The organism is Streptomyces sp. NPDC014656, assembly GCF_043084305.1.
Classification (GTDB): domain Bacteria; phylum Actinomycetota; class Actinomycetes; order Streptomycetales; family Streptomycetaceae; genus Streptomyces.
This window is the reverse complement of sequence record NZ_JBIBZN010000008.1, coordinates 312,445-332,347: the sequence shown is the minus strand read 5'-3', so window position 1 is coordinate 332,347 and position 19,903 is coordinate 312,445. Positions and strand designations below refer to the sequence as shown.

Genomic DNA, 19,903 nt, shown 5'->3' with positions numbered 1-19,903 from the left:
GAAGCAAGTAGGCTCGGGGCCATGGAGAGCAGCAGCCTGCCGAGCCTGGCGGCGATCGAGAACTGGCCCGTCCCCACCGCGGCGGCCGCCGTGGTCCGCGCGGACGGCACGGTGGCCGGGAGCCACGGCCCGACCGGGCACCGGTTCCCCCTCGCCTCGGTGACGAAGCCGCTGGCGGCGTACGCGGTGCTCGTCGCGTACGAGGAGGGGGCGATCGACCTCGACGAGCCGGCCGGTCCCGAGGGCGCGACCGTGCGCCACCTGCTCGCCCACACCTCGGGCCTCGCCTTCGACGAGAACCGCGTCACGGCCGCGCCCGGCACCCGCCGGATCTACTCCAACACCGGCTTCGAGGTCCTGGGCGACCTGGTCGCCAAGGCCACCGACATCCCCTTCGCCGACTATCTGCACCAGGCGGTCCTGGAGCCGCTGGGCATGACGGCGACGACGCTGGACGGCTCGCCCGCCAAGGACGCGGTGTCGACCGTGGACGACCTGGTGCGGTTCGCGGCCGAGGTGCAGGCGCCGCGGCTGCTCGACGCCCGCACGGTGCTGGACGCGATGACGGTCGCGTACCCGGGGCTGACCGGCATCCTGCCCGGCTACGGGCACCAGCGGCCGAACGACTGGGGGCTGGGCTTCGAGATCCGGGACGGCAAGTCCCCCCACTGGACCGGCACCACGTCCTCGCCGCGCGCCTTCGGCCACTTCGGCCAGTCCGGCACCTTCCTGTGGATCGACCCGGACGTGCGGGCCGCCTGCGTGGCGCTCACCGACCGGGCCTTCGGACCGTGGGCGATCGAGGCGTGGACCCCGTTCACGGACGGCGTCCTCGCCGACCTGCGGCGCTGACGCCCCCGCCGCTGCCTAGCCCTCGTCCTCCGGCGGGGACGTGACCGCGCAGTTCGTCTGCGGGAGGGCGCCGTCGGGGCCCTCGACGGTCACGGCGTGCGTGCCGGAGCGGTCCGCGGCGTACGCGGCGGTGCAGACGAGCTGGGCGACCGCGCCCTCCGACAGCTCCCGGGCCGGGAAGGGGGTCCGGAGCCGGATGCCGCCCGCGCCGTCGGACTCGACCCGGACCAGCTCGCCGGCCGGGGGCAGTTCGGTGGTGAGGCCGGCCCGGACGTCGGCGTCACCGGGCCCCGAGAGCAGGGCGGAGAGCACCTTCACGACGGCGAGACCGGGGGTGTCCGGGAGGTCGGCGTCGATCTCGAAGCCGGTTCCGGTGCCGTCGGGGCGGCCGTCCCCCGTGTCCGCCTCCCCTCCCGCCCCGTCGCCCGGCTCGGTCCGTTCGGGTACGGGGAAGCGGGTGAGGCCGACGTCCCGGGAGACCGGCATGAGCGCGCCGTCGGGCCCGAGGAAGTAGAGCAGCATCCGGCTCTCGGGGACGGGTGCGACGACGACGGTCGGCGCCCCGCCCGCCTCGACGACGTCGCTGCCCTGGATGCCACAGCCGGCGAGCGCGGTGGTGGCGAGCAGGGCGGTCAGCGCCGCCGGGGTCCGGCGCCTCACAGCGGGATCCGTACCGTGAAGACGGCGCCGCCGGCCGGGTGGTTGGCGGCCTCGACGGTGCCGCCGTGCAGGCGGACGTTCTCCTGGGTGATCGCCAGGCCGAGGCCGCTGCCCGCGGAGCGGGCGCGGGCCGGGTCGGCCTTGTAGAACCGCTCGAAGACGTGCGGCAGGACGTCCGGGTGGATGCCGGGGCCCCGGTCGGAGACCTGGGTGACGAGGGTGGACCCGTCCTCGTCCACGTACACCCGGACGGTGACGAGGGCGCGTCCGTGCCGCAGCGCGTTCCCCACCAGGTTGGCGACGACGACGTCGAAGCGGCGGGGGTCGAGCCGGGCCCGGATGCCCTCCCCGAGGGCCGCGTGGACCTGTTCCGGGTCCGTCCAGTGGCGGCTGCTGAGGGTCTTGCGGACGCAGTCGGCGACGTCGACCTCGTCGGTGTGGAGTTCGGCGGCGCGGGCGTCGAAGCGGGAGATCTCCATGAGGTCCTCGACGAGCACGGCGAGCTTGACGGTCTCGGCGCTGATCAGCCGGACCGCGCGGGCGGTGTCGCTGTCCAGGCCCTCGGCGTCCTCGTCGAGCACCTCGGTGACGGCGAGCATCCCGGCGAGCGGGGTGCGCAGTTCGTGCGAGACGTCGGAGGCGAAGCGGCGGGCGCGGGCCTCCGCGCGGCGCAGTTCGGTGACGGAGCGCTCCAGTTCGGCGGCGGACTCGTTGAAGGTGCGGGCCAGGTCGGCGAGTTCGTCGCTGCCCTTGGCGTGGATGCGGGTGTCGAGCCGGCCGCGGCCCATGCTGGCGGCGGCGCGGCGGAGTTCGCGGACGGGACGGAGGACGCCGCGGGCGGCGATCAGGGCCGGGACCAGGGCGATGGCGAGGGCGGGCAGGGCGCCGTCGCGGGCGGCGGTGACCATGGCCTCGATGTTGCCCTCCTCCTCGTCCAGTTCCATGACGGCGTAGAGGACGAGGCCGGTGGGCTGGCCCGTCTCCTGACCGGCCCGGGTGAGGAAGCCCGCCGGGACCGCGATCGTCAGGTAGGGGGTGCCGTTCTTGACGACGCGCTGGAAGGCGGTGTGCGGGGTGGTCCCGCGCGCGTGGGCGCGGGACCTCAGCTCCGGGGTGAGGACGGAGGAGCTGGGGCGGTCGGTGGAGGAGGCGCGCAGCGTGCCGTACTCGGCGTAGACCCGCCAGGGGCGCGGCTTGCCCTGCCGGGCGATGTGGAGGAGCCGGTCGCGGAGCGACTCCTCGTCGAGGGGCAGGCTGATGTTGAGGTCCTCGACCTGCTGGCGGAAGGCGGAGACGGCGGTGTTCTGCGTCTGCTCCAGGATCGCGCTGCGGGCGGCCCGGTAGGTGAGGGCGGCGGTGGTGCCGCAGCCGACGGCGGCGACGAGGAGGAAGGCGAAGACCAGGCGGGTGCGCAGGCCGAAGGGGCGGGGGCGGCGGCCGCGCGCGCGGGTCCGGGGTTCGCGTGCCCTTCCGGCGGCGTCGCCCTCCGGGCCGCCCCGCGCGCCGGTGGCGTCCGGCCGGACGTCCCCGCCGGAGGCGTACGGGCCGTGCGCGGCGGCCACGGGGGCGCCGGGGCCGCCGGGGCCGGCGTCCTCCCGGCGGCCCAGGGCGCGGACCCGGGCCAGCCGGCCGGGCCGGATCCCGCCGGCCCCGCGCGGACCGCCGTCGCCCGCCCCGCGCGGACCGGGGACGCCGACGCCGTCGCCGTGCGCGATCCCGTCGCGGTGGCCGTACGCGGTCCCGCGGCCGGCGGCGTACGCGGTCCCGCGGCCGGCGTCGTACGCGGTCCCGCGGCCGGCGTCGTACGCGGTCCCCTTCCCGGCGCCGTCCCCGTACGCGGACCGGTGCGCGTCCCGGTGCGCGGCCCCGTGATCAGCGGCGTGGTCGGCCCCGCGCCCGTACGCCGTCCCTTGGGGGAGGTCCGCGTCGGGCCCCGGCTCCTCGCCGGGGACACAGGTCTTCACAGGGGTCCGAAGCGGTAGCCGAAGCCGCGCAGGGTCTGGATGTAGCGGGGGTCGCCGGGGGTGTCCTCGATCTTGGCGCGGAGCCGGCGCACGCAGGCGTCCACGAGGCGGGCGTCGCCGTGGTAGTTGTGCTCCCAGACGTGCTCCAGGAGCTGCTGGCGGCTGAAGACCTGCTCGGGGGCGGCGGTCAGGTGGAGCAGCAGCTTGAGCTCGGAGGGGGCGAGGGCGAGCCGTTCGCCGCTCTTGGCGACGGTGAGGCCGGCCCGGTCGACGGAGAGCGCGCCGTGGTGCTCGATCGCGGGCCGGCCGCCGCCGGGCTCCTCGATGCGGCGCAGGACGGCCCGGATGCGGGCCTCGATGACCTCGGTGCGGGCGGGCTTCACGATGTAGTCGTCGGCGCCCGCCTCCAGGCCGATGACCACGTCGAAGTCGTCGCCGCGGGCGGTGAGCATGATGATCGGGAGCTGGCTGCTCTCGCGGACCCGGCGGCAGACCTGGACGCCGTTCATGCCGGGCAGCATGAGGTCGAGGAGCAGCAGGTCGGGGCGGAACTCGCCGAGGGCGGCGAGGCCGGCCTCGCCGGTGGCGGCGGCGCGCACCTCGTGCCCGCGGCGCCGGAGCCCGAGCTCGACGCCTTCGCGGACCGAGGGGTCGTCTTCGATGAGGAGCACACGGGGCATGCGTGGAGTATCCCAAGGTCGGTGGGGGTCCCGGCGGGGAGCCCCCGGTGGTCAGGACCGGCGGGTGAGCCGGGCGGCGGATGCCGCGAGGAGGGCGGAGACCTCGGTGAGGCGCAGCGGGCGGGCGAGGAGGAGGAAGGCGGCGAGGACGGCGGCGGCGCCGCTGAGGCCGGAGACGACGGCGCCGGCGGCGGTGGTGGCCTCGGCGGCGAAGAGGCCGTAGCCGGCGGCGGGGACGGCGGCGAGCAGCAGCCGGCCGAGGCCGTCGCCGCCGTCGCCGGCCGCCGGGAGGCGCCGCCGGAGGACGTGGGCGGTGAGGGCCCAGCCCGCCCAGAGGGCGAGCGAGTAGCCGGCGGCCATGCCGGTGACGGCCCAGCGGGTGGGCAGCCAGTGGTACGCGGCGAGGGACAGCAGCGCGTTGAGGCCGGCGATGACCAGGTTGAGCAGGAAGGGGGTGCGGGTGTCGCGGAGCGCGTAGAAGGCGCGGGTGCACACGTACTGTCCGGAGAGGGCCACCAGGCCGGGGGCGAGGGCCATCAGCGTCCAGGCCATGGCGCGGACGTCGGCGGCGTCGGTCGCGCCGTATCCGAAGACGACCGTCATCAGCGGGGCGGCGAGCGCGAAGAGGGCGCAGGCGGCGGGGACGACGGCCGCCGCGGTGGTGCGCTGGGCGTAGCCGACGTCGCGGCGGACGGCGGCGAGGTCGCCGTCGGCGGCGGCGCCGCTCATCCGGGGCATGAGGGCGGTGACGAGGGAGACGGTGACGATGCCGTGCGGGACGGCCCACAGCAGGTAGGCGTTGTTGTACGCGGCGAGGCCGGCGCCGCCGGTGTGGGCGTCGGAGCCCGCGGAGGTGGCCACCCAGGTGGTGACCCAGTAGGCGGCCTGGTTGGTGAGGACGAGCAGGACGAGCCAGCCGGCGGCGCGCAGCGGGGCGGTGAGGCCGCTGCCGCGCCAGTCGAGGCGGGGCCGGAAGCGGAAGCGGGCGGCGCGCAGCGAGGGCAGCAGGGCGAGGGCCTGGGCGGCGATGCCAGCGGTGGTGCCCCAGCCGAGGAGCGCGGTCTCGCCCGCGGTGAGCTCCCCGCCGTCGCTGACGGCGAGGAAGAGGCCGAAGACGGCGACGACCACGACGTTGTTGAGGACGGGGGTCCACATCATGGCGCCGAAGCGGCCGCGGGCGTTGAGGACCTGGCCGAGGAGGGTGAAGAGGCCGAGGAAGAGGATCTGCGGGAGGCACGCGCGCATGAAGGCGATCGTGAGGTCCCGCTGGCCGCCGGTGTAGTCGGTGTAGGCGTCGACGAGGACGGGGGCGGCGAGGACGGCGCCGGCGGTGAGGACGGCGAGGGCGAGCGCGCAGAGGGTGAGGAGGCGGTCGGTGTAGGCGACGCCGCCGTCCTCGTGCTCCTTGGCGGCCTTGACCAGCTCGGGGACGAAGACGGCGTTGAGGGCGCCGCCGAGGAGCAGCGTGTAGACGATCGTGGGGACGGAGTTGCCCACCGCGTAGCCGTCGGCGACGAGGCCCGCGCCGAGCGCGGCGGCGACGACGGCGGCGCGGACGAAGCCGGTGGCGCGGGAGACCAGCGAGCCGGCCGCCATGAAGGCGCCGCTGCGCAGTGCGGAGGGCGCCTTGCGGTGGGCGGTCGGCTCGGCGGTGAGCGTGGCGGTCATCGGCGGGCCAGGTACGCCTGGAAGGCGCGGTACAGCGCCTGGTTGGTCGTGCCGTGCATCGGTGTCTCCCACTCCCCCAGCGTCTCGACGACCTGTCCGCCCGTGCCGAGCTTCCAGCGCAGCAGCCCGTGGGCGCGGTCGTCCGGATCGAGGGTGGAGGGTACCCCGCGCAGGTCGTAGACGTCGGCGCCGAGGGCGTGGGCGTCGAGCAGCATGCGCCACTGGAGGGCGTTGGAGGGGCGGACCTCGCGGCGGTGGTCGGCGGAGGCGCCGGTCTGGTACCAGACCCGCCGGCCGACGGTGATCATGGTGTGGGCGGCGAGGATCTCGCCCTCGTGGCGGGCGAGGTAGAGCTTCATCCGGCCGGGGTGCTCGGCGTTGAGGACGGCGTACTGGCGCTCGTAGTAGGCGAGGGAGCGGCCGAGGCGGAAGCCGTCGCGCTCCTCGGTGACGCGCAGCAGCCGGTGGAACTCGGGCAGGTCGGCGGCGGAGCCGACGGTGATCTCGACGCCGGACTTGCGGGCCTTGCGGACGTTGCGCCGCCACTCCTGGTTGAGGCCGGACCACAGGTCGTCGGGGGTGCGGCCGGTGAGCGGGACCTGGAAGACGTGGCGGGGCTGGGCGTCGGCGCCGTCCTCGGAGTCGCCGCCGCAGCGCTTCCAGCCGCGGGCGCGGAGCCGTTCGGCGACGGCGGTGCCGAGCGGGTCGACCTCGTCGGCGAGGACGTCGCCGAGCCGGCGGCCGGGGCCGGCGGCGGCCTTGACGGTGGGGGCGGTCCAGCGGCGGTGGGCGGGCCCGGGTCCGATGCGCACGGCGAAGGCGCCGGATGCCTTCAGGTGGGCGAGGAGCGGGTCGAGCCAGCGGTCGAGGTCGGGGTCGGCCCAGTCGGCGACCGGCCCCTCGGGGAGGTAGGCGAAGTGCTTGCGGGTGCCGGGGAAGGTGCGCAGCAGGACCAGGGCGACACCGGTCAGCCCGCCGGACTCCGGACCCCAGCCTACGAGTTGGTGGCTCCATCCCTCCTTCACCTGTGCCCAGGAGGGGAGTTGGAGGAAGCTGGGGCCGTCCGGTCCCGTGGCGCGGGACGCGAGGAAGACGCGGTACGCCTCCGGGGTCACGGGGCCGAGCCGGAGCGGGCCGGCGGGCGGCGGCCCGGCGGCGGCACGGCGCTTCACGGGTGCGGGCGTCACGAGCAGCGCTGACACAACGAAGGCCTCCTTGGTTCGTCCGCCCCTCGGTGGCGCGGCGCACAGCAGGCTCACAGCCGGATGAGACCGGTCCGCGCGGCGTGTGTGACGGGACGGTGACCGTTCTTCATCAGCCCCCGTCACATGGGCCTCCGGCGGGGCCGGGGCCGGTGCGGGGCGCCTAGAGTCCGGGCATCCCACTCTTTTTCCTCTCTTCCGGAGGTGCTCCGTGCCGCCGATACGCATGCCCCGGCCCGCTCTTGCCGCCGTCGCCCTCGCCGTCTCCCTCACCGCGTGCACGGCCCAGGCCGCGAGCGGTCCGGGTTCCGGGGCCGCCCCCTCGCGGGGGGCGGGGCAGGACGGCCCGCCCGCGAAGGTGACCGTCGTGGACCGGACGGCCGGGAAGCCCGTGACGGTGACGGCCGCCGGCGGGACGTTCTCGTCGGTGACGGTCACGGACGCGGAGGGCGGGCGGCTGGCCGGGAAGTCCGCCGGGGGCGGTGCCCGCTGGACCTCCGACCGGAAGGCGGCGCCGGGCACCTCGTACACGGTCGAGGCCGTCACCCGGACCGCCGGCGGGAAGGAGACCACGACCCGGTCCACCTTCACCACGCCCGAGGCGGAGCGGGTCAACAAGCTGACGCTGGCGCCCGGGAAGAACACGACCGTCGGCATCGGGCAGCCGCTGTCGATCGTCTTCGACCGGCCGGTGACGAAGAAGGCCGACGTGGAGCGGCAGTTGAGGGTCACGACCTCGAACGGCACCGAGGGGTCCTGGGGCTGGGTGACCGACTACTCCGGGCGCGACCGGGTGGACTGGCGGCCCCGGGAGTACTGGAAGCCCGGCACGAAGGTCACGCTGGAGGCCGACCTGAACGGCACGGACTCGGGCGACGGCTGGTTCGTGCGGGACTACCGGACCGGCTTCACGATCGGCGCCGCGCAGGTCGTGAAGGTCGACCTGGACACCAAGCGGCTGACGCTGGTGAAGGACGGGCGGACGGTCCGGACGATCCCGGTCTCCGGCGGCACGCCCGGCGGCGACAAGCGGTCCTGGCGGGGCACGGCCGTCCTCATGGCGAAGGAGGGCACGATCAACATGAACTCGGAGACGGTCGGCCTCGGCGACGCCTACGACAAGATGGTCGACTACTCGATGCGGCTGACCTGGTCGGGCATGTACGCGCACGCGGCGCCGTGGAACGCGGGGAACTTCGGGCGGGCCAACCGGAGCTCGGGCTGCATCGGCATGAGCGACGCGGACGCCGCGTCCTTCTACGCGAGCGTCCACGTCGGCGACCCCTTCGAGATCAAGGGCGCCGACACGAAGGGGGTCGTCGCGGAGGGCAACGGCTACGGGGCGTGGAACCTGTCCTGGGCGGACTGGAAGGCGAAGAGCGCGGTGGGTTGAGCGGCGGGGCGCTCGCTCCGGTGGCGCGCGGCGGCGCCGTACCGCTGCGGGCGCGGCCCGGCCCGCTTCAGCTGCCGGCCTCCCAGACCAGCAGTTCCGCCGCGTCCCCCGCCGTCAGGGACGGCCCCGGCTCGTCCGTGATCCTCGCCGCGTCGCCCTCCCCCAGCTCCTGGCCGGCCAGGGTCACCGTCCCCCGCACCACGTGGACGTAGACGGTGTCCGCGCCGGGGAGGACCACCTCGTCGCCCTCCCCCGGCCGGTGGACGTGGAGGGTCGCGCCCGCCGCCGGGAGGGCGTACGGCCCCCGCAGGTCCCTGACCAGGGCGTACGACGGCTCCCCGCCGGTCTCGCGCGGGGCGAGCCACATCTGGACGAAGGTCAGGGGGGTGTCGCCGGCGTTGCGCTCGACGTGGCGGACGCCGACCGCCGAGGAGAGGTGCTGGAGGTCGCCGGGGCGGACCACCGTCTCGTGGCCCGTCGTGTCGCGGTGGGTCAGCTCGCCCTCCACCACCCAGGTCACGATCTCCGTGTGGGAGTGGGGGTGCTCGTCGAAGCCCGCGCCGGGGGCGAGCCGCTCCTCGTTGACGGCGAGGAGCGGGCCGAAGCGGAGGTTGTCGGGGTCGTAGTACGGCCCGAAGGACAGGGCGTGCCGGGTCTCGACGCCGGCCCCGGGGTCGCCGCCCGGGTACCGGTCGCCCGCGCGCTGGATGCGGATCACGCCCCGTACGGTAGCCGGGCCGGTGGGGGCGAAACCGCCCCGACCCCGCATGTCGGTGCCCGGATGAGGCAGTCTTGTCCCCGTGTCTGAACCCGCGAACGCCGCTCATCCGCACGCCGCCACCCTGAAGCGCCTCGAACAGTCCTCCGGGCGGCTGGCGGCCAACGCCATCGCCCGCATGGACGAGACGCTGCCGTGGTACCGGGCGATGCCGCCCGAGAACCGCTCGTGGATCGGGCTGGTGGCGCAGGCCGGCATCGCCGCGTTCACCGAGTGGTTCCGGCACCCGGAGACCCCCCAGGCGATCTCGACGGACGTCTTCGGCACGGCGCCCAGGGAGCTGACCCGGGCGATCACGCTGCGGCAGACCGTGGAGATGGTCCGGACGACCATCGAGGTCATGGAGGTGGCGATCGAGGAGGTCGCCGCGCCCGGCGACGAGTCGGTGCTGCGCGAGGCGCTGCTGGTGTACGCCCGGGAGATCGCCTTCGCGACCGCCCAGGTGTACGCGCAGGCGGCGGAGGCGCGGGGCGCCTGGGACGCGCGCCTGGAGTCGCTGGTGGTGAACGCGGTGCTGTCCGGCGAGGCCGACGAGGGCGCCGTCTCCCGGGCCGCCGCGCTCGGCTGGAACTCGCCCGACCACGTCTGCGTCGTCCTCGGCACCGCCCCGGACGGGGACAGCGAGCTGACCGTGGAGGCGATCCGGCGGGCCGCCCGGCACGCCAAGCTCCAGGTCCTCACCGGGGTCCTCGGCGACCGGCTCGTGGTGATCGCGGGCGGTTCGGACAATCCGCTCGGGGTGGCGAAGGCGCTGATCGGCCCGTACGCGCCGGGGGCGGTCGTGGCCGGCCCCGTGGTGCCGGACCTGCTGGCGGCGACGCGCTCCGCGCAGGCCGCGGCGGCCGGTCTGAAGGCGTGCACGGCGTGGCAGGACGCGCCCCGTCCGGTGCTCGCGGACGATCTTCTGCCGGAGCGCGCGATCGCCTCCGACCCTTCGGCCCGCGAGCAGTTGGTGGAGGAGATCTACAGACCGCTGGAGGAAGCGGGCTCGGCCCTGCTGGAAACTCTGAGTGTCTATCTGGAGCAGGCCAGCAGTCTGGAAGGCGCGGCGAGAATGCTCTTCGTCCACCCGAACACCGTGCGCTACCGGCTCCGACGTGTGACCGACGTCACCGGGTGGTCACCCTCCGACGTCCGTTCCGCCTTCACCCTGCGGATCGCCCTGATCCTCGGGCGCTTGGCCCACGCGGACGGGCAGTCCTAGACTTTTGTCGGACACCAACAATTACCCCGACGGTTCTTCGTCCTAGTCCCCACGGGCGCCGGACACCGTCCCCAAGAGAGAGTGTGAGGGTGCTCGTACTCGTCGCTCCCGGCCAAGGCGCCCAGACGCCCGGCTTCCTGACCCCCTGGCTCGAACTGCCCGGCACCGCCGACCGCCTCGCGGCCTGGTCGGACGCCATCGGGCTCGACCTCGTCCACTACGGCACGAAGGCGGACGCGGACGAGATCCGTGACACCGCCGTGGCCCAGCCGCTGCTCGTCGCGGCCGGCCTCCTCTCCGCCGCCGCCCTCGGCGACGTGTCGCCCGGCGCGGTCGCCGGCCACAGCGTCGGCGAGTTCACCGCGGCCGCCTTCGCGGGCGTCCTCGACGACACCGCCGCCCTCCGTCTCGTGCGGACCCGGGGCCTGGCGATGGCCGAGGCCGCCGCGATCGCCCCGACCGGCATGTCGGCGCTGCTCGGCGGCGACCCCGAGGTGACCGTCCCGCACCTGGAGAAGCTCGGCCTGACCCCGGCCAACGTGAACGGCGCGGGCCAGATCGTGGCCGCCGGCACGCTGGAGCAGCTGGCCGCCCTGGAGGCGGACAAGCCCGAGGGCGTCCGGCGGGTCGTCGCGCTCAAGGTCGCCGGCGCCTTCCACACCCACCACATGGCCCCCGCGGTCGCCACCCTGGAGCAGGCCGCGAAGGAGCTGGCCCCGGCCGACCCGACCGTGCCGTACGTCTCCAACAAGGACGGGCGGACCGTCGCCACCGGCGCCGAGGTCCTCGCGCGCCTGGTCGGCCAGGTCGCCAACCCGGTCCGCTGGGACCTGTGCATGGAGGCCTTCCAGGCCCTCGGCGCCACCGCGCTGGTCGAGGTCTGCCCCGGCGGCACCCTCACCGGCATCGCCAAGCGCGCGCTGCCGGGCGTGGCCACCGTGGCCCTCAAGACCCCCGACGACCTGGACGCGGCCCGTACGCTCGTCGCCGAGCACACGGCCGTCTGACGAGGAGTGTCGAGAAGCATGTCGAAGATCAAGCCCAGCAAGGGCGCCCCGTACGCGCGGATCATGGGCGTCGGCGGCTACCGCCCGTCCCGGGTCGTGCCCAACGAGGTGATCCTCGAGAAGATCGACTCGTCCGACGAGTGGATCCGCTCGCGCTCGGGCATCTCCACCCGTCACTGGGCCTCGCCCGAGGAGACCGTCACCGCGATGTCGGTGGAGGCCTCCGGTAAGGCGATCGCCGAGGCCGGGATCACCCCGGAGCAGATCGGCGCCGTCGTCGTCTCCACCGTCTCGCACTTCAAGCAGACCCCGGCCGTCGCCACCGAGATCGCCGACAAGATCGGCGCCGGGAAGCCGGCCGCGTTCGACATCTCCGCGGGCTGTGCCGGCTTCGGCTACGGCCTCACCCTCGCCAAGGGCATGATCGTCGAGGGTTCGGCGGAGTACGTCCTCGTCATCGGCGTGGAGCGGCTCAGCGACCTGACGGACCTGGAGGACCGCGCGACGGCCTTCCTCTTCGGCGACGGCGCCGGCGCGGTCGTGGTCGGCCCCTCCGACGTGCCGCACATCGGCCCCACGGTCTGGGGTTCCGAGGGCGACAAGTCGGAGACGATCAAGCAGACCGTGCCGTGGAACGAGTTCCACGTCGGCGACGTCTCCAAGCTGCCCCTCAACGAGGCCGGCGAGATCAAGTTCCCGGCCATCACGCAGGAGGGCCAGGCGGTCTTCCGCTGGGCCGTCTTCGAGATGGCCAAGGTGGCCCAGCAGGCGCTCGACGCCGCCGGCATCTCGGCGGACGACCTGGACGTCTTCATCCCGCACCAGGCCAACATGCGGATCATCGACTCGATGGTGAAGACCCTGAAGCTGCCGGAGCACGTCACGGTCGCCCGTGACGTCGAGACCACCGGCAACACCTCGGCCGCCTCGATCCCGCTCGCGATGGAGCGGCTCCTGGCGACCGGACAGGCGAAGAGCGGCGACACCGCGCTCGTCATCGGCTTCGGGGCGGGTCTCGTGTTCGCCGCGACGGTCGTTACTCTCCCCTAGGCGGCCGGGATCTCCCGGAAGCCCCCCTTATCACCGAAGTCACCGCAAGAAGGAGCGCCACTATGGCTCACACCCAGGAGCAGCTCGTCGAGGGTCTCGCCGAGATCGTGAACGAGATCGCCGGCATCCCGGTCGAGGACGTCCAGCTGGACAAGTCCTTCACCGACGACCTGGACGTCGACTCGCTGTCCATGGTCGAGGTCGTCGTCGCCGCCGAGGAGCGCTTCGACGTGAAGATCCCCGACGAGGACGTCAAGAACCTCAAGACCGTCGGCGACGCCGTCGACTACATCCTCAAGCACCAGGACGGTGGCGTCTCCAAGGGCTGAACCAGCCCTTGACCCGGCCAGCCACCCGGCGGTGGCGCCGTCTTTCGACCATCACACACATGGAGAACGAATTCCTGTGAGCTCGACCAATCGCACCGTGGTCGTCACCGGTATCGGCGCAACCACACCGCTGGGTGGCGACTCCGCATCGACCTGGGAAGGTCTTCTTGCGGGACGCTCCGGCGTCAAGCCCCTGGAGGGCGAGCGCTTCGCCGAACTGCCCGTCCAGATCGCCGCGTCCGCCGCGGTGGACCCGGGCGAGGTCCTGCCCCGCCCGCTCGCCCGCAAGCTGGACCGCTCGGCGCAGTTCGCGCTGATCGCGGCGCGCGAGGCGTGGGCCGACGCGGGCTTCACCGCCCCCGCCGGCGAGGACGCGTCCGTCGCCCCCGAGCGGCTCGGCTCCGTGATCGCCTCCGGCATCGGCGGCGTCACGACCCTGCTCGACCAGTACGACGTGCTCAAGGAGAAGGGCGTCCGCCGCGTCTCCCCGCACACGGTGCCGATGCTGATGCCGAACGGCCCCTCCGCCAACGTGGGCCTGGAGGTGAACGCCCGCGCCGGCGTCCACACCCCGGTCTCCGCCTGCGCGTCCGGCGCCGAGGCGATCGGCTACGCCGTCGAGATGATCCGCAGCGGCCGTGCCGACGTGGTCGTCGCCGGCGGCACCGAGGCCGCGATCCACCCGCTGCCGATCGCCGCCTTCGCCAACATGATGGCGATGTCCAAGAGCAACGACGAGCCGACGAAGGCCTCGCGTCCCTACGACACCGGCCGCGACGGCTTCGTGCTCGGCGAGGGCGCCGGCGTCGTGATCCTGGAGTCCGAGGAGCACGCCAAGGCCCGCGGCGCGAAGATCTACTGCGAGGCGATCGGCCAGGGCCTGTCGGCCGACAGCCACCACATCGCGCAGCCCGAGCCGTCCGGCCGGGGCATCGCCTCCGCGCTCCAGCACCTGCTGGACACCACGGACCTGAAGCCGGCCGAGGTCGTGCACCTCAACGCGCACGCCACGTCGACGCCGCAGGGCGACGTCGCCGAGATCAAGGCGCTGCGGAAGGTCTTCGGCGACGACCTCGACCACGTGGCGGTCTCCGCGACCAAGTCGATGACCGGTCACCTCCTCGGCGGCGCCGGCGGCATCGAGACCGTCGCGACCGTCCTGGCCCTCCACCACCGCCTGGCCCCGCCGACGATCAACGTCGACGAGCTGGACCCGGAGGTGGACGCCGACATCGTCCGCGACACCCCCCGCGAACTCCCCCAGGGCACCATCGCCGCCGTCAACAACTCGTTCGGCTTCGGCGGCCACAACGTGGTCCTGGCCTTCCGCACGGTCTGACGCCGCCCCTCGCCGTGAGGCCCGCCCCAGCACCGCCGGGGCGGGCCTCACGCGTGTCAGCGGAGGGGGTCGGGGGCGGTCGCGACGGTGTCCGGGCGCAGGGCCTCGTATCCGGCGATGCCGAGGGGGCCGCCGGCCAGCAGGCCGACCAGGACGCAGCAGAAGGAGAGGACGTCGAACCAGCCGTCGAACCACTTCTCGGCCTCGGCAGGCGGCTTCACGGCCGGTCCCGCTGCCGCGGCCGGTACCGGGACCGCGGCCGGTACCGGGACCGCGGCCGATCCCGGGACCGCGGCCGGGAGCGCCGCCGCGGCCGTGGCCGGATCCAGGTACGGCACCGGGGCCGGGGGCGAGCCCGGGAACGGAAGCGAGTCCGGGGCCGGGGCCGAGTCCGAGGTCGGAAGCGAGCCCGGGGCCGCGTCCGCGTCCGGGTCCGGGGCCGGGGCCGCGTCCAGGGCTGGGAGCAGGCTGCCGAAGGCGGCGAAGAGGGCCACCGCCAGGACGAGCAGGCCGAGGGCCCAGGCGATCAGGGCGCCGGTCGGGCCGCCGTCCACCAGCTGGTAGACGAAGCCCGACAGGAGCACCAGGGCTCCGCTCAGCGCCGTCGCCGCCGACAGGACGGCCGCCGCGGCCGTCGTTCCGCGCAGACCCGTCACGTGCGTCCCCCCAGCCCCGCGCGCGCCCTGCGCGCCTCGGGCGGGAAGCTACCGGGCCCGGGTGAACGGGCTCAGACGACCTGGTGAAGCCAGCGGACCGGGGCTCCCTCGCCGGCGTAGCGGAAGGGTTCGAGCTCGTCGTCCCAGGGCTTGCCGAGGAGCCGGGCGACCTCGGCCTCCAGGACCGTCTCGCCCTGCGCGGCGCGGGCGAGCGCGGCGCGGAGCCGGTCCTCGGGGACGAGGATGTCGCCGTGCATGCCGGTGACGGCGTGGAAGATGCCCAGGTCGGGGGTGGCGCTGTAGCGCTCGCCCTCGGCGGTGGGGCAGGGTTCGGCGGTCACCTCGAAGCGGAGCATCTGCCAGCCGCGCAGCGCGGAGGCGAGTTTGGAGGCGGTGCCGGTCTCGCCCTGCCAGGAGAACTCCGCTCTCCAGGTGCCGGGCGCCGCGGGCTGGCGGATCCAGTCGAGCTGGACCCGCGCACCGAGGACACCTCCCACCGCCCATTCGACGTGCGGGCAGAGCGCGCGCGGTGCGGAGTGTACGTACAGGACTCCACGTGTCGTCACCGGGACCTCCAGTGTGGGACGAGGTTCGCCTTCCCAGCGGCCTCGGTAAACAGCATCAGGAGCAGAACTCCGCAAACCTTCTGAAAAGGGACAGCATGTGACGTGATGTAATTTACCGGAGCCGGTCGGCGCGGGCGCGCCGCTGGTTCGACGGGGAAAAGCTACCGTGCCGCACCATCATCAGGGTGACGTACGGTCGGTCCGGGGGCGGGTGAACACGAAGCTTTCACCCGCCAGGACGTCAGCACGAAGGAGGGGGCCGGTGCCGTACGGCCGACGCCGCATCCGTACCGCCGTCGTGGGAGCGCTGCTCACGGTCGCCGCGCTCGCGGGCTGCACGGCCTCGCCCGCGCCCCGCACCGGAGCGGCACCCTCCGCGAGACCCGTGCCGACGCCCACGCCGACGCCCACGCCCGTCTCGCCGTGGGACGCCTCCCCCGCCTCCGTCGCCGCCGTCGGCGACTCCATCACCCGCGCCTTCGACGCCTGCTCGCTGCTGGCGGACTGCCCGGAGGCCTCCTGGGCGACCGGGACGGACCCGGCGGTGAACAGCCTGGCGCTGCGGCTGCTCGGCGCCGGGCGGGTGGCCGGGAACAGCTGGAACCTGGCCCGCAGCGGCGCGCGGGTGGCGGCGCTGCCGGAGCAGATGGCGAGGGCGGCGGAGCGGCGGCCCGAGCTGGTGACGGTGATGATCGGCGCCAACGACGCCTGCCGGCCGACGGCCGCGGGGATGACGCCGGTGGCGGAGTTCCGCCGCTCGTTCGAGGCCTCGCTGGCCCGGCTGCGGAAGGACGCCCCGGAGGCGCAGGTGTACGTGGCGAGCGTGCCGGACCTGCGGCGGCTGTGGGACAGCGGCCGGGCGAGCCCGGTGGTGCGGCGGGTCTGGGAGCTGGGCGTCTGCGGCGCGATGCTGGCCGACCCCGAGGACCTGGGCGCGGCGGCGGAGCGGCGGCGGACGGCGGTGCGCGACCGGGTGGTGGCGTACAACGGGGTGCTGGCCGAGGTGTGCGCGAAGGACGCCCGCTGCCGGTACGACGGCGGCGCGGTCTTCGGCTTCCGCTTCGACCAGTCGCTGCTGAGCGCCTGGGACCGGTTCCACCCGAGCCGTGACGGGCAGGCGCGGCTGGCGGAGCTGGCGTACCGGAGGATCACGGAGGAGTAGCCCCGGGGCGGGCGTCAGGTCCGCCCCGGGGCAGTTCACGGGGCCCTTACCGCTCCACCGTGGTGGTGAGGCGGAGGTCGGCCAGCGAGTGGGCGGCGTGCAGTTCGTAGCGGCCGGGGACGAGGGTCCAGGCGTTCTCGTCCTCGTCCCAGACCTCGAAGGCGCGGCGCGGGAGTCCGATCACGGCCTCGACGGTCTCGCCGGGCGCGGCCTCGACGCCGGCGAAGGCGGCGAGCCAGCGGGCCGGGCGCTCGACGGTGTCCCGGACCGGGGCGAGGTAGAGCTGGACGGTCTCGCGGCCGGGGCGGTCGCCGGTGTTGGTGAGGCGGACGGTGACGCTCTCCGGGGTGGCCTCCACGGCGTCGTACGACCAGGTGGTGTAGCCGAGGCCGTGGCCGAAGGGGTACGCGGGAACGGCGCCCGCCCTGTCCCAGGCTCGGTAGCCGATGAACAGGCCCTCGGTGTAGTCGAGCGCGCCGCCGGTGGGGGTGACCTCGGTGACGGGGGCGTCGGCGAGGGCGGCCGGCCAGGTGGTGGGGAGGCGGCCGCCGGGTTCCTCGGCGCCGGTGAGGACGTCGGCGAGGGCGTCGCCGCCCTCCTGTCCGGGGAACCAGCCGAGGAGGACGGCGGCCACCTGGTCGCGCCAGGGCAGTTCGACCGGGGAGCCGGCGTTGACGACGACGACCGTGTTCGGGTTGACGGCGGCGACGGCGCGGACGAGGTCGTCCTGGCGGCCGGGGAGCGCGAGGTCCTTGCGGTCGAAGCCCTCGGACTCGACGCGCTCGGTGGTGGCGACGACCACCACGGCGGTGTCGGCGCCGCGGGCGGCCTCGACGGCTTCGGCGATCAGTTCGTCGGGGTCGCGGCGGGGACCGAGGTGGACGAAGGAGAACATCACGGCGGGGAGCGGGGCGGCGAACTCCTCGGCGAGGGTGTGCCGGAGGGAGACCTCGACGGTCTCTCCCGCGGTGAGCCCGACCGTGCCGCGCTCGACCGGGGAGCCGAAGAATGCCTCGAAGGGGTCGGTCTCGGGGCCCATCTCCTGGACGCCGTCGAAGAGTTCGCGGCCGTCGACGGTGAGCGTGAAGGCGCCGAGGCCGCGGGTGCCGAAGGCGTGGTCGCCGGTCTCGCGCGGGGTGAAGGTGCCGGTGACCTCGATGGAGGCGAGGGCGTCGTGGGTGACGCCGGCCGGGAGGTCGTCGCCGATCCACTGGACCTGGCCGTTGGGGAGGCTGCCTTCGCCGAGGACGGTGCCGTCGGCGTCGCGGCAGACCGCGCGGAGGGTGAAGCCCTGCTCGGCGGGGGCGAGTTCGTCGCTCGGGTCGGCGCCGACCGCATAGCTGAGGGCGCCTTCGGGCAGCGCGGCGGTGAGGCCGGCGAGCGGGGAGACGACGTGCTCGGGGAAGACCTGGGCGGAGCCGCCGCCGAGGACGCGGGCGTCGCGGGCGGCCGCGCCGGAGAGGGCGACGGTGCCGGGCCTGAGCGGCAGCGCGCCGTTCTCGTTGCGGACGAGGACGAAGCCGCGGCGGGCGATCTCGCGGGCGAGGGCGTCGCCGTCGACGGCGGCGGGGTGCTCGGTGACGGCGGCGGGGGCGCCTTCGAGGGCGCCGACTCGGGCGGCGAGCCGCAGCACGTTCCGCACGGCGGCGTCGACGGCGGACTCCTCGACCTCGCCGGCCCGGACGGCGGCGGCGAGGTGCTCGCCGTAGACGGTGCCGGGGCCGGGCATGGCGACGTCGAGGCCGCCGGTGATGTCGCCGGTGGTGGAGCGGGCGGCCATCCAGTCGGAGACGTTGAAGCCGTCGAAGCCCCATTCGCCGCGCAGGACGTCCTGGACGAGGTGGCGGTGCTCGGTCATCGTCACGCCGTTGACCTGGTTGTAGGCGGTCATGACGCCCCAGGGGCGCGCGTTCTCGACGATCGCCTCGAAGGGGGCGAGGTAGAGCTCGCGGAGCGGGCGCGGGGCGATCCTGTTGTCGACGGTGAAGCGGTCGGTCTCGGCGTCGTTGGCGACGAAGTGCTTGACGGTGGTGCCGACGCCGCCGTCCTGGACGCCCTGGACGTAGCCGGTGCCGATGGCGCCGGTGAGGTACGGGTCCTCGCTGTACGCCTCGAAGTGGCGGCCGCCGAGCGGGGTGCGGTGCAGGTTGACCGTGGGGGCGAGCAGGACGTGGACGCCCTTGCGGCGGGCCTCCTGGGCGAGGAGCCGGCCGGCCCGGCGGGCGAGGGCGGGGTCCCAGGCGGCGGCGAGCGCGGTCGGCGAGGGCAGCGCGACGGACGGGTCGTCGGCGGTCCAGCGGACGCCGCGGACGCCGACGGGCCCGTCGGACATCACGATCGAGGCGAGGCCGATCTCCGGCAGGGCGGGCAGCGACCACATGTCCCGGCCGCCGAGCAGCCGGGTCTTGGCGTCCAGGCCGAGCCGGCCGAGCGCGGCCTCGACGGCCGCCTCGCGCACCGCGTCTTCGTTCAGGTCCGTCACGTCCGTACCTCCGCGTTGAAGTGGTGATGCGGACATCATGGACCCACCTACCTGTAGATCGGTAGATAATGTAATCCCTTCGTTATTTCAGCGATGGCGTACGGTCCTGGGGAGAAGGACCTGCGGAGAGGGGGCCGACCGATGGCACGGACCAGGAGCGAGGAGCGCCGCGCGGAGATCCTGCGCGCCGCCCTGGAGGTGATCGCCGAGCGCGGCTACCGGGGCGCCACGCTCGGCTCCGTCGCCGAGCGCGTCGGCCTGACCCAGCAGGGCCTGCTGCACTACTTCCCCACCAAGGAGGCGCTGCTCGTCGCCGTCCTGGAGGAGCGCGACCGGTGGGACACCAGCGGCGGCCGGGAGCGCGAGGGCTGGCGGCTCGACCTGCTCGAATCGCTGGTCGAGTACAACGCGATGCGGCCCGGGATCGTGCAGACCTTCTCCGCGCTGCTCGGCGAGAGCGTCACCGACGGGCACCCGGCGCGGGCCTTCTTCACCGAGCGGTACGCGCAGGTGCGGGCCAACATGGCGGACGTGCTGCGCCTGGAGTTCGGCGAGCGGCTGCCGGGCGGCCTCACCCCCGAGCGGGCGGCGCCGCTGCTCACCGCCGTGATGGACGGCCTCCAGTACCAGTGGCTGCTCGACCCGGCCTCGGTCGACATGCCGGGAGCCTTCCGGGACTTCGTGCGGCTGCTGGGCGGAGACGGGCGGCCGTAGGCCGGGGGCGGGGCCGACGGGATTCGAACCCGCGCGAGCACACCGCCAGGTCCGGCGGCCACTCCCTGTGGCCCCGGGCTTCGGGGACCTCCTCGGCCCGGGTCAGCGATCGCCCACTCCGCCACGACCCCGCCCCCTGCGGTGCCGCGCGCGGCACCGCTCCGGCGATTCTGGGCCACGGCGGGGCCGTCCGTCGC

At 74.6% G+C, this 19,903-nt stretch carries 18 protein-coding genes; 9 read left to right on the top strand and 9 right to left on the bottom strand.

Annotation, left to right across the window (positions count from 1 at the left end; genetic code table 11):
• Window positions 1-36 precede the first annotated feature (36 nt).
• Window positions 37-852 carry a serine hydrolase domain-containing protein gene (locus ACF1ED_RS20575; protein ID WP_391762420.1) on the top strand — a complete coding sequence of 272 codons (816 nt, stop codon included), beginning with the start codon at window positions 37-39 and terminating at the stop codon, window positions 850-852.
• A gap of 15 nt (window positions 853-867) precedes the next feature.
• On the opposite strand, the gene ACF1ED_RS20570 is transcribed toward ACF1ED_RS20575, so the two are convergent.
• The 5 genes from ACF1ED_RS20570 to ACF1ED_RS20550 all read right to left on the bottom strand — a co-directional run bounded on the left by ACF1ED_RS20570 (window position 868) and on the right by ACF1ED_RS20550 (window position 7,026).
• Window positions 868-1,512 carry a hypothetical protein gene (locus ACF1ED_RS20570; RefSeq protein ID WP_391762363.1) on the bottom strand — a complete coding sequence of 215 codons (645 nt, stop codon included), beginning with the start codon at window positions 1,510-1,512 and terminating at the stop codon, window positions 868-870.
• On the bottom strand, window positions 1,509-3,074 hold the full coding sequence (locus tag ACF1ED_RS20565) for an ATP-binding protein (RefSeq protein WP_391762418.1): 1,566 nt from the start codon (window positions 3,072-3,074) through the stop codon (window positions 1,509-1,511). Before ACF1ED_RS20565 ends, ACF1ED_RS20570 begins: the two co-directional genes overlap by 4 nt.
• 398 nt (window positions 3,075-3,472) lie before the next feature.
• A complete protein-coding gene (locus ACF1ED_RS20560; protein WP_391762361.1) occupies window positions 3,473-4,156 on the bottom strand; it encodes a response regulator in 684 nt (227 codons plus the stop codon).
• Window positions 4,157-4,207: 51 nt separating this feature from the next.
• Window positions 4,208-5,824 carry a murein biosynthesis integral membrane protein MurJ gene (gene murJ, locus ACF1ED_RS20555; protein WP_391762359.1) on the bottom strand — a complete coding sequence of 539 codons (1,617 nt, stop codon included), beginning with the start codon at window positions 5,822-5,824 and terminating at the stop codon, window positions 4,208-4,210.
• On the bottom strand, window positions 5,821-7,026 hold the full coding sequence (locus ACF1ED_RS20550) for a lipid II:glycine glycyltransferase FemX (protein WP_391762357.1): 1,206 nt from the start codon (window positions 7,024-7,026) through the stop codon (window positions 5,821-5,823). Before ACF1ED_RS20550 ends, murJ begins: the two co-directional genes overlap by 4 nt.
• 226 nt (window positions 7,027-7,252) lie before the next feature.
• On the opposite strand from ACF1ED_RS20550, the gene ACF1ED_RS20545 reads away from it, so the two are divergent.
• Window positions 7,253-8,419 carry an Ig-like domain-containing protein gene (locus ACF1ED_RS20545; protein ID WP_391762416.1) on the top strand — a complete coding sequence of 389 codons (1,167 nt, stop codon included), beginning with the start codon at window positions 7,253-7,255 and terminating at the stop codon, window positions 8,417-8,419.
• A gap of 67 nt (window positions 8,420-8,486) precedes the next feature.
• On the opposite strand, the gene ACF1ED_RS20540 is transcribed toward ACF1ED_RS20545, so the two are convergent.
• Window positions 8,487-9,137 carry a pirin family protein gene (locus ACF1ED_RS20540; protein WP_391762355.1) on the bottom strand — a complete coding sequence of 217 codons (651 nt, stop codon included), beginning with the start codon at window positions 9,135-9,137 and terminating at the stop codon, window positions 8,487-8,489.
• An 82-nt stretch (window positions 9,138-9,219) separates the two neighbouring features.
• Between ACF1ED_RS20540 and fasR the strand changes: the two genes are divergently transcribed.
• From fasR to fabF, 5 genes are all read left to right on the top strand, one after another.
• On the top strand, window positions 9,220-10,401 hold the full coding sequence (fasR, locus tag ACF1ED_RS20535; protein WP_391762353.1) for a fatty acid biosynthesis transcriptional regulator FasR: 1,182 nt from the start codon (window positions 9,220-9,222) through the stop codon (window positions 10,399-10,401).
• A gap of 89 nt (window positions 10,402-10,490) precedes the next feature.
• A complete protein-coding gene (locus tag ACF1ED_RS20530; RefSeq protein ID WP_391762351.1) occupies window positions 10,491-11,408 on the top strand; it encodes an ACP S-malonyltransferase in 918 nt (305 codons plus the stop codon).
• A gap of 18 nt (window positions 11,409-11,426) precedes the next feature.
• Window positions 11,427-12,458 carry a ketoacyl-ACP synthase III gene (locus tag ACF1ED_RS20525; protein WP_043226298.1) on the top strand — a complete coding sequence of 344 codons (1,032 nt, stop codon included), beginning with the start codon at window positions 11,427-11,429 and terminating at the stop codon, window positions 12,456-12,458.
• A 62-nt stretch (window positions 12,459-12,520) separates the two neighbouring features.
• Window positions 12,521-12,787 carry an acyl carrier protein gene (locus ACF1ED_RS20520; RefSeq protein WP_391762348.1) on the top strand — a complete coding sequence of 89 codons (267 nt, stop codon included), beginning with the start codon at window positions 12,521-12,523 and terminating at the stop codon, window positions 12,785-12,787.
• Window positions 12,788-12,863: 76 nt separating this feature from the next.
• Window positions 12,864-14,126, top strand: coding sequence for a beta-ketoacyl-ACP synthase II (gene fabF / locus ACF1ED_RS20515; RefSeq protein ID WP_391762346.1), 1,263 nt, complete (start codon window positions 12,864-12,866; stop codon window positions 14,124-14,126).
• A 56-nt stretch (window positions 14,127-14,182) separates the two neighbouring features.
• Here fabF and ACF1ED_RS20510 read toward each other — a convergent pair whose 3' ends face one another.
• Entirely contained in the window at window positions 14,183-14,782 is a 600-nt protein-coding gene (locus ACF1ED_RS20510) for a hypothetical protein (RefSeq protein ID WP_391762344.1), read from the bottom strand.
• 71 nt (window positions 14,783-14,853) lie between these two features.
• Entirely contained in the window at window positions 14,854-15,348 is a 495-nt protein-coding gene (locus tag ACF1ED_RS20505) for a DUF3145 domain-containing protein (protein ID WP_351101145.1), read from the bottom strand.
• Window positions 15,349-15,610: 262 nt separating this feature from the next.
• Between ACF1ED_RS20505 and ACF1ED_RS20500 the strand changes: the two genes are divergently transcribed.
• Window positions 15,611-16,510, top strand: coding sequence for an SGNH/GDSL hydrolase family protein (locus ACF1ED_RS20500; protein WP_391762342.1), 900 nt, complete (start codon window positions 15,611-15,613; stop codon window positions 16,508-16,510).
• A gap of 46 nt (window positions 16,511-16,556) precedes the next feature.
• On the opposite strand, the gene ACF1ED_RS20495 is transcribed toward ACF1ED_RS20500, so the two are convergent.
• Window positions 16,557-19,028 (bottom strand): glycoside hydrolase family 3 protein, encoded by a 2,472-nt coding sequence (locus tag ACF1ED_RS20495; RefSeq protein WP_391762340.1) that lies wholly within the window; start codon window positions 19,026-19,028, stop codon window positions 16,557-16,559.
• A 105-nt stretch (window positions 19,029-19,133) separates the two neighbouring features.
• On the opposite strand from ACF1ED_RS20495, the gene ACF1ED_RS20490 reads away from it, so the two are divergent.
• Window positions 19,134-19,706: a TetR/AcrR family transcriptional regulator gene (locus tag ACF1ED_RS20490; RefSeq protein ID WP_391762338.1), complete on the top strand. Its 573-nt coding sequence runs from the start codon at window positions 19,134-19,136 to the stop codon at window positions 19,704-19,706.
• The last annotated feature ends 197 nt before the right edge of the window (window positions 19,707-19,903 follow it).